Source organism: Pseudoalteromonas sp. AS71, assembly GCF_038900275.1.
Lineage (GTDB): Bacteria > Pseudomonadota > Gammaproteobacteria > Enterobacterales > Alteromonadaceae > Pseudoalteromonas.
Map to the genome: position 1 here is coordinate 189,478 of NZ_JBBMQZ010000006.1, position 6,606 is coordinate 196,083.

The 6,606-nt window shown below is 37.3% G+C and carries 10 protein-coding genes and 1 pseudogene; 8 read left to right on the forward strand and 3 right to left on the reverse strand.

Going from position 1 to position 6,606, the window contains the following annotated elements:
- The first annotated feature begins 400 nt into the window (after window positions 1-400).
- The 7 genes from WNY98_RS06675 (at window position 401) to WNY98_RS06705 (ending at window position 4,817) form a co-directional block, all read left to right on the forward strand.
- Window positions 401-1,057: a hypothetical protein gene (locus WNY98_RS06675; RefSeq protein ID WP_342877455.1), complete on the forward strand. Its 657-nt coding sequence runs from the start codon at window positions 401-403 to the stop codon at window positions 1,055-1,057.
- A gap of 3 nt (window positions 1,058-1,060) precedes the next feature.
- Complete coding sequence (locus WNY98_RS06680) at window positions 1,061-1,735, forward strand: Crp/Fnr family transcriptional regulator (RefSeq protein ID WP_101163003.1); 675 nt, start codon at window positions 1,061-1,063, stop codon at window positions 1,733-1,735.
- Between the two features lie 71 nt (window positions 1,736-1,806).
- The gene (locus WNY98_RS06685) at window positions 1,807-2,214 is read left to right on the forward strand and encodes a hypothetical protein (protein WP_342877456.1); all 408 of its coding nucleotides are present in this window, start codon (window positions 1,807-1,809) and stop codon (window positions 2,212-2,214) included.
- Between the two features lie 84 nt (window positions 2,215-2,298).
- Complete coding sequence (locus WNY98_RS06690) at window positions 2,299-2,802, forward strand: Mpo1-like protein (RefSeq protein ID WP_024597905.1); 504 nt, start codon at window positions 2,299-2,301, stop codon at window positions 2,800-2,802.
- A 60-nt stretch (window positions 2,803-2,862) separates the two neighbouring features.
- Window positions 2,863-3,654: an SDR family oxidoreductase gene (locus tag WNY98_RS06695; protein ID WP_342877457.1), complete on the forward strand. Its 792-nt coding sequence runs from the start codon at window positions 2,863-2,865 to the stop codon at window positions 3,652-3,654.
- 61 nt (window positions 3,655-3,715) lie between these two features.
- Window positions 3,716-4,309 (forward strand): DUF2238 domain-containing protein, encoded by a 594-nt coding sequence (locus tag WNY98_RS06700; RefSeq protein ID WP_076925943.1) that lies wholly within the window; start codon window positions 3,716-3,718, stop codon window positions 4,307-4,309.
- Window positions 4,310-4,373: 64 nt separating this feature from the next.
- Complete coding sequence (locus WNY98_RS06705) at window positions 4,374-4,817, forward strand: GNAT family N-acetyltransferase (protein ID WP_342877458.1); 444 nt, start codon at window positions 4,374-4,376, stop codon at window positions 4,815-4,817.
- Window positions 4,818-4,925: 108 nt separating this feature from the next.
- On the opposite strand, the gene WNY98_RS06710 is transcribed toward WNY98_RS06705, so the two are convergent.
- The 3 genes and pseudogenes from WNY98_RS06710 to WNY98_RS06720 all read right to left on the reverse strand — a co-directional run.
- A complete protein-coding gene (locus WNY98_RS06710) occupies window positions 4,926-5,264 on the reverse strand; it encodes a hypothetical protein (RefSeq protein WP_024597909.1) in 339 nt (112 codons plus the stop codon).
- Between the two features lie 43 nt (window positions 5,265-5,307).
- Window positions 5,308-5,451: a DUF3465 domain-containing protein gene (locus tag WNY98_RS06715; protein WP_342877459.1), complete on the reverse strand. Its 144-nt coding sequence runs from the start codon at window positions 5,449-5,451 to the stop codon at window positions 5,308-5,310.
- A 126-nt stretch (window positions 5,452-5,577) separates the two neighbouring features.
- Window positions 5,578-5,721: pseudogene (locus WNY98_RS06720) on the reverse strand (transposase); the annotation flags it as partial.
- A gap of 309 nt (window positions 5,722-6,030) precedes the next feature.
- On the opposite strand from WNY98_RS06720, the gene WNY98_RS06725 reads away from it, so the two are divergent.
- Window positions 6,031-6,606: transposase (locus WNY98_RS06725; protein WP_342877460.1), on the forward strand; the 576-nt coding region annotated here is incomplete at its 3' end.

A 6,606-nucleotide genomic window follows, 5' to 3' on the forward strand; every position in this document is an offset into this window, starting at 1 on the left:
TGTTTTTTAGATTTAAATCATAAATTACAGTTGGTTATGAAAAGCCATTCAAAAACAGTGCTGTAACAACATTTTATTATAAGAAACCCGATTACTGATTCATTTAGTTATTTAGACACTTTATGGTGTTTCAACATCAGCTTTTACTACAGGCTAAAATTAATAGGTAGAGCGTTGGTGACTAAACCTAGGCACCTAAAACAGAGGGTGTCTCATTTTATAAATTGGTCATTAAAAAATCAGAGGTTGTTTAAAAAATCGTTAATTAAATCACTAAAAAGTAACGTAGTTTTTGCAGAAGATGGTTTAAAAATAAACTTATAAAGTATTACGCATAAGAGTGTTGCGGGTCACTAGTTTTATCGCTATTTTAAAGGCTCTCTCATAGATGGATTTTATTATGCGCATTAAATTTTTAGCGAGCTTTTATTCTTTCTTCTTGTTTGCACTGTTTGGTTGTGACGACCAAAGTATGGCAATGCAAGATAGCCCTCAGCTAAATAATAATGCAAGTAACTTACCCACTAATAAAGTAAACACACCTCCTGTAGCTCAAAAAAACGAACCCGCTTTAGTCGTCGGTATGCTAGCTACGCACTGTAAAAGTAATGAAGCAGCCTACATTAACGCAAAAATGCATAAAGTTGTGCGCAACCCAGATGAAAATACAGCTTACAAGTTAGAGCCTACCGAGAAGGTACTTTCTGTTTGTGTTGCAAAAGATGACTCATCGCTTAGTTATCGATTTGGTCGTATTAATGACATAGGGCTTGAAAAAGAAGCTTCACCAGATACACCATTTGGTAGTTACTACAGGCAAATAGGGCGTATTGGCCAGAGTATTTTATTTTTTAGTAACGGCGAATATCATTATTATATTATTAACTCAGGCGGCATGGGTAGCGGTGTAACCGTTAATGTTTATAAAAACGATACATTAATTTCTGAACTGTTTTCGGGTAATGATCCTTACGATGACTTTGTTATAGCAACCGATTTAAATTTCCCTAAAAAATTAGTTATCGAAAAACAGCCATTTAATAAGCAAATGCAGTAAATAATGACTCCTCAGCAGCAAAACGTTATAGAGCAAGGGCATTGGTTTAAAAGCCGCAGCGCTTATTTAAAAAGCTTTTTATTAACGCAGGGCAAAACGCTCTCGCTAAAGGCTCAGCAATCATTATTTTTGCGAGGTGATAAGCACGACGGAATTTATGCCGTACTTAGCGGCGTGGTGCGTATTAGTGGCGTAAGTAACGAAGGCAAAGAAGCCGTATTGAGCTTTATTGATTCATCACTGTGGTTTGGCGAAGTTACTTTGTTTGATGGTGGCCTGCGCACTCACGATGTATATGCACAAACTGATGTTGTGCTTTTTTACGTGCCCCAACGTGCGCTTGAACAGCTATTAAATGAACAACCACAATATTGGCAAGAATTTGGATTATTACTGGCGCAAAAATTACGCCTTATGTTTACCTCAATGGAAGATCACGCATTATTAAGCGCTGAGCAAAAAGTATGCAATCGACTTTTAATGCTTAGCGAACATACAGAGCACTTAACACCGCTTGTTTTATCTCAGCAGCAACTTGCTGATATGACCTACCTAACGCGCCAAACTATTAATCAAATACTGCAACAGCTTGTTAGCTTACAAGCTATTAGTTTGGGGTATCAACGCATAACTGTTTTAGATAAACAAAAGTTACAGGCCCGTGCTACACAAGCTTAAATAGAGGCTGCTTTATTTAGTTGGAACCAAAATTGCTACATAACATGTAATGCAACAATGGATTTGAGCTAATGACTACAATAACCTTTAAAAATCAATATAGTAATTATAACTCTCCAACAGTAAATAAAGCGGCAGGTTTAAGCGAAGTTGCGGCAACTAATGTCCTCCCTAATGAAAAACCAAATGATGTTAAAGGCATAAGCTCAACGCCTAAAGATCAAACGTTTTTAGAAAGTGCCCAAGAAGCGCTGGTGTATCAGCGCTTAGGTGTAAACAAAAACAAAATAGACGAGCTAAAAGCGACAATAGAAGAGCTCATTAAAGAACAGCAAAGTGAGGGCGCAGACCCTAGCGCAATTGCTGATAAAATAGAGGAACTTCAAAAAATGCTCGAGCAAGAGTATCAAAAAGGGCGCGAGCGAACGGATATGAAAGGTGAGCATGAGCCGGGTAAAATAATTTCTGCATTTGTTTAATTTACAAAATGTCGGATACCTGACATTGTTGTTGTGTCTACTTTTGCTAAAGTAAGTTTTATATATAAAAATAAAGGCAAAACAATGAAAACACTTCAACAGCAGCTTGGTAAATATGGTTTATATCATCGCTCTAAACGTAATGTACTAACGCATTTTTTTGGTATTCCGCTCATTGTATTTGCAGCCTTGTGTTTACTAGCACGTATTCAAATACCCCTTGGTAGTGTAGTAATTGATGGCGCACAACTTTTTGTATTAGCGTCGGTTGTTTATTATTTTATGCTGAGCTTTTCGCTTGGCTTTATTATGGCTGTGATATTCACTTTACTCCTTGTTGCTGCTCAGCCCATTGCGGCAATGGCGTTTTGGCCTTGGTTGAGTATTGGCGTAGGTGTATTTGTATTTGGTTGGGTATTACAGTTTATTGGGCACTATTACGAAGGTAAAAAACCGGCGTTTGTAGATGACCTAATTGGCTTAATTATTGGCCCTTTGTACGTAACTGTTGAACTACTATTTTTAATGGGTTTTTACAAAACATTAGAAGATGAAGTAAACGCAATAGCTGGCCCTACAAAGGCGTAAAATATTTTACTAAGTACCTTTATAAAACCTAATAAATAACAATAAAAGGGCAGATAACGCATGCAATATAATAATAAAACCGTGTGGATCACCGGCGCATCATCAGGTATTGGTAAAGAGCTTGCTATACAATTTGCCGAGCTTGGAGCGCGCGTTATTTTATCGGCGCGCAATGTAGATAAACTAAACGATTTAAAAGCAACGCTTAAAGGTGAAGGGCACTTAGTTATACCGCTTGATTTAGCCCAGCCAGAACACGTACTGAGCACAATAACAGCAAAAATGAACGAGCTTCCTGCAATTGATATTTTAATTAATAACGGCGGCGTATCGCAGCGTAGCTTATTTTTAGAAAACGACTTTAACGTGTACCGCCAATTAATGGAGGTTAATTACTTTGGCTTAATTGCACTGACTAAAGCCGTACTACCTACTATGGTGGCAAGGCGCAGTGGCTCAATTGTGTCTATTAGTAGTGTGGCGGGTAAAGTAGGTTCAAAATTTAGAACGGGTTATTCGGGTTCTAAATATGCAGTTGTTGGTTTTATGGATTGCCTACGTGCAGAAGTAGCACAACATAATATTCATTGCTTAACTATTTGCCCTGGCTCTATTAAAACAGCAATTGCGCATAACTCACTAAACGAGCAAGGCATAGCGCAAAGTAAACCAGAAGAGTCGATAGAAAATGGCATGGATGTAAGCGTAGCTGCTACAAAAATGATTCGTGCCATTAGTAATAAAAAAGACGAAGTGATTATTGGCAAAGGTTTAAGTGGTTGGGCGCCTACAATTAAGCGCTTTTTTCCTACTTTGTTTAATCGCATTACTGCAAAAACAAACTATAGGTAGCGTCGTTTATTTCAAAGGCGTAAAATGCCGTAAATTTGATCAATTTAGAAAAGGATTCTAAATGAAGTATTTATGGCTGAGCCTGTTTTTTATTGTATTAATTTGGTCTGGTATTAACCCAAAAGATCAATTTACATGGCTGCTTGAAGTTATCCCCGCAATTATTGGTTTAGTGCTGCTAGCAAGTACCTATAGCCACTTTAAACTTACTCCTATTTTATATACATTTATTTTAGCGCATTGCATTGTGCTGATGATTGGCGGGCATTACACCTACGCCGAAGTCCCTTTTTTCGATAACCTATTTGGTAGCGAGCGTAATAACTACGACAAAGTAGGGCACTTTTTTCAAGGGTTTGTACCTGCACTACTAGCACGCGAAATTTTACTACGCAAAAAGGTAGTAAATGGTCGAGGCTGGTTAATCACTTTTGTTATTTCGGTATGTTTAGCATTTAGCGCCTTTTACGAATTAATAGAATGGTGGGTTGCAGTATTAAGCGGCGAAAACGCAGAAGCATTTTTAGGCACGCAAGGTTACGTGTGGGATACCCAATCAGATATGGGACTGGCGTTATTTGGGGCTATTTGCTCGTTGTTAATGCTTTCAAAAGTACACGACAAACAGCTTAAAAACGTTAAAGATTATTTATAGGCTATAGGAACGTTGAAGACTATATAGAAACGCTTATAAAATATTAATAAAAGACTATTAACTTATGACTGCAAACACTAGTGATTACTCAATTAGCACAGACAAAAGCAAACTTAATTTTAACGTTATTTATAACTTTATTGCTAATAGCTATTGGGCCAAAGGCATACCTAAAAGCGTGATGCAATCAGCTATTGATAACTCAATGTGCTTTGGTGTTTACAGCGCTCATAACGAACAAGTTGGCTTTGCCCGAGTAGTGACCGATAAAGCAACCTTTGCCTATTTAGCCGATGTATTTATTGCCCCGCACTTGCAAGGTAATGGGCTGAGTAAGTTACTTATTAGAACAATAGTAGAGCACCCTGAGCTGCAAGGGCTCAGGCGCTTTTTATTAGCGACTTCTGATGCGCATAGTCTGTACGCGCAATATGGGTTTAAGCCAATAGACAACCCCGCACTGCTAATGCAAATAAATCCTGCAAATGTGTATGGTGATAGTAAGTAGAGAGTACTTTCTAAAGTGGGGTTATTATTTTTATGATTCACTATATAGCTAATTAGTAAGCTGTTTTTTGATGTTATAAACTTTTTGGCGGTAGATATTAATACTCTTTTAAATACGATATTTTTTCTTCATTGATAGAGCATAAGAAAGTACAAATAGAGCCACCCACCAAGCAGCAAATACCCACAATCCAGGCTTAAGTTCACACCATTCTTTAATGTTAATAACACCATATATAAACAAACCTAGAGAGATGAGTGGTAAAATAAATAAGGAGTAAAAAAGATATTTAATAAAGTTTGATAGAAGTTTTTGATACAGTTTATGCTCATTATCAGAGCGAAACTCGATCATTAAAAAAATACATTGTGAAGATATAAGCAAAAGTATTACTTGTAATAAACACCAGCCTAAAGCCGCCAAAATTGCGATCCATTGCATTGTCATTTTCGTTTTCCTTACCTTTTTACTTTAACAGATTGCTATAAAGCTATTGGTATATTTTACCTTTGTGTTTTAACCAACCACCAACTTGATATCCGTAGGGATCTTTATGAGTCCAGTGTACTACGGCCATTTTTTTATTCCACTCATACTCTCTATAAAATTGAACATTATCACTTTTCGAAATCAAATTAATTTTTGGGGCTAGGTCAATGTTATGTGCGATTAAAATAGTAATGCTGAACTTAATTTAAGAATAAACTTTTGATGACGCCAGCCTTTATTATCAACGTTTAATATAGGAATCTTTTCGTCAACGACTGAGCATTAACGGATGAATATCAAGCGTCTTAGCAACCTCCTTTATCAAGACATCGTCTCGTAAGCTTAGTTCGACTGCTTTGATTTTGAAATTAACTGGGTAAAACCGTGTCTTTCTAGCTTGAGTATATCTAGGCATTTTAGTCTCCTCAAAGTGATGAGGAGGTGTCCACTAAAACGGGTGAGGAGCAGTCCTTGTTGATTTGCCTTGTATGGATAATAAACCCATAAATTAATTAATACTTTAACCAAGTTCGGGTAATGTGAGGCCCAAGCTTTGGCTGCAACCAAAGCCTTTTATACAGTAGTTCGATTGATTGAAGGCTCCTCTATTGAGAGACCGATAACAAGAAAGAACGCTGTATAAACTCCAAGCATTAAACTCGGATAGTCAACGGGGCCTCGAGCCCGAATCGCAAGGCAGAGTCAGAGTCAGAGTCAGCTTATTATGAATACACTCAATAATCAAAATGAAATTAACGTCGGTGTCGATACAGGTAAAACTCAACTCGATATTTACATCCGACCGTTAGATATATATTTCACCGTAGAAAACAATGACGGCGGCATTAAACACGCTATAAAAACACTAAAAAAGCACCCAATAACGCGTGTTACTATTGAAGCAACTGGGCGCCTTGAACACCCCTTTATTATGGCGTGTGCTCAAGCGAATATCCCTTTCGTTGTTGCTAATCCCGTTAATATTAAACGTTTCGCAGGCGCTATTGGCCAAAAAGCAAAAACAGATAAACTTGATGCGCAACTCATCGCTCATTTTGGTGAAGCAATAAAGCCACCACTCTCTTCTTTAAAGCCAGAGCAGATGCGCTTGATGAGTGATTTACTTTCTAGAAGAAGGCAGTTAATGGATATGCAAACGATGGAGAAAAATCGTTCACAAATAATGCCAAAAACAATATCATCACTAATAAAACCTATCCTAACGGCATTAAAAAATCAGATTGAAAAAGTAGATTTGAAACTACAAAAACTCATCAAAGAATGTGACGAATATAAGGTC

What these genes read in the sequence shown, in the direction of transcription:
- WNY98_RS06685 (WP_342877456.1), top strand. Translation starts at nt 1,807, where the DNA reads ATGACTACAATAACCTTTAAAAATCAATATAGTAATTATAACTCTCCA.
- WNY98_RS06675 (WP_342877455.1), top strand. Translation starts at nt 401, where the DNA reads ATGCGCATTAAATTTTTAGCGAGCTTTTATTCTTTCTTCTTGTTTGCA.
- WNY98_RS06680 (WP_101163003.1), top strand. Translation starts at nt 1,061, where the DNA reads ATGACTCCTCAGCAGCAAAACGTTATAGAGCAAGGGCATTGGTTTAAA.
- WNY98_RS06705 (WP_342877458.1), top strand. Translation starts at nt 4,374, where the DNA reads ATGACTGCAAACACTAGTGATTACTCAATTAGCACAGACAAAAGCAAA.
- WNY98_RS06710 (WP_024597909.1), bottom strand. Translation starts at nt 5,264, where the DNA reads ATGACAATGCAATGGATCGCAATTTTGGCGGCTTTAGGCTGGTGTTTA.
- WNY98_RS06700 (WP_076925943.1), top strand. Translation starts at nt 3,716, where the DNA reads ATGAAGTATTTATGGCTGAGCCTGTTTTTTATTGTATTAATTTGGTCT.
- WNY98_RS06690 (WP_024597905.1), top strand. Translation starts at nt 2,299, where the DNA reads ATGAAAACACTTCAACAGCAGCTTGGTAAATATGGTTTATATCATCGC.
- WNY98_RS06695 (WP_342877457.1), top strand. Translation starts at nt 2,863, where the DNA reads ATGCAATATAATAATAAAACCGTGTGGATCACCGGCGCATCATCAGGT.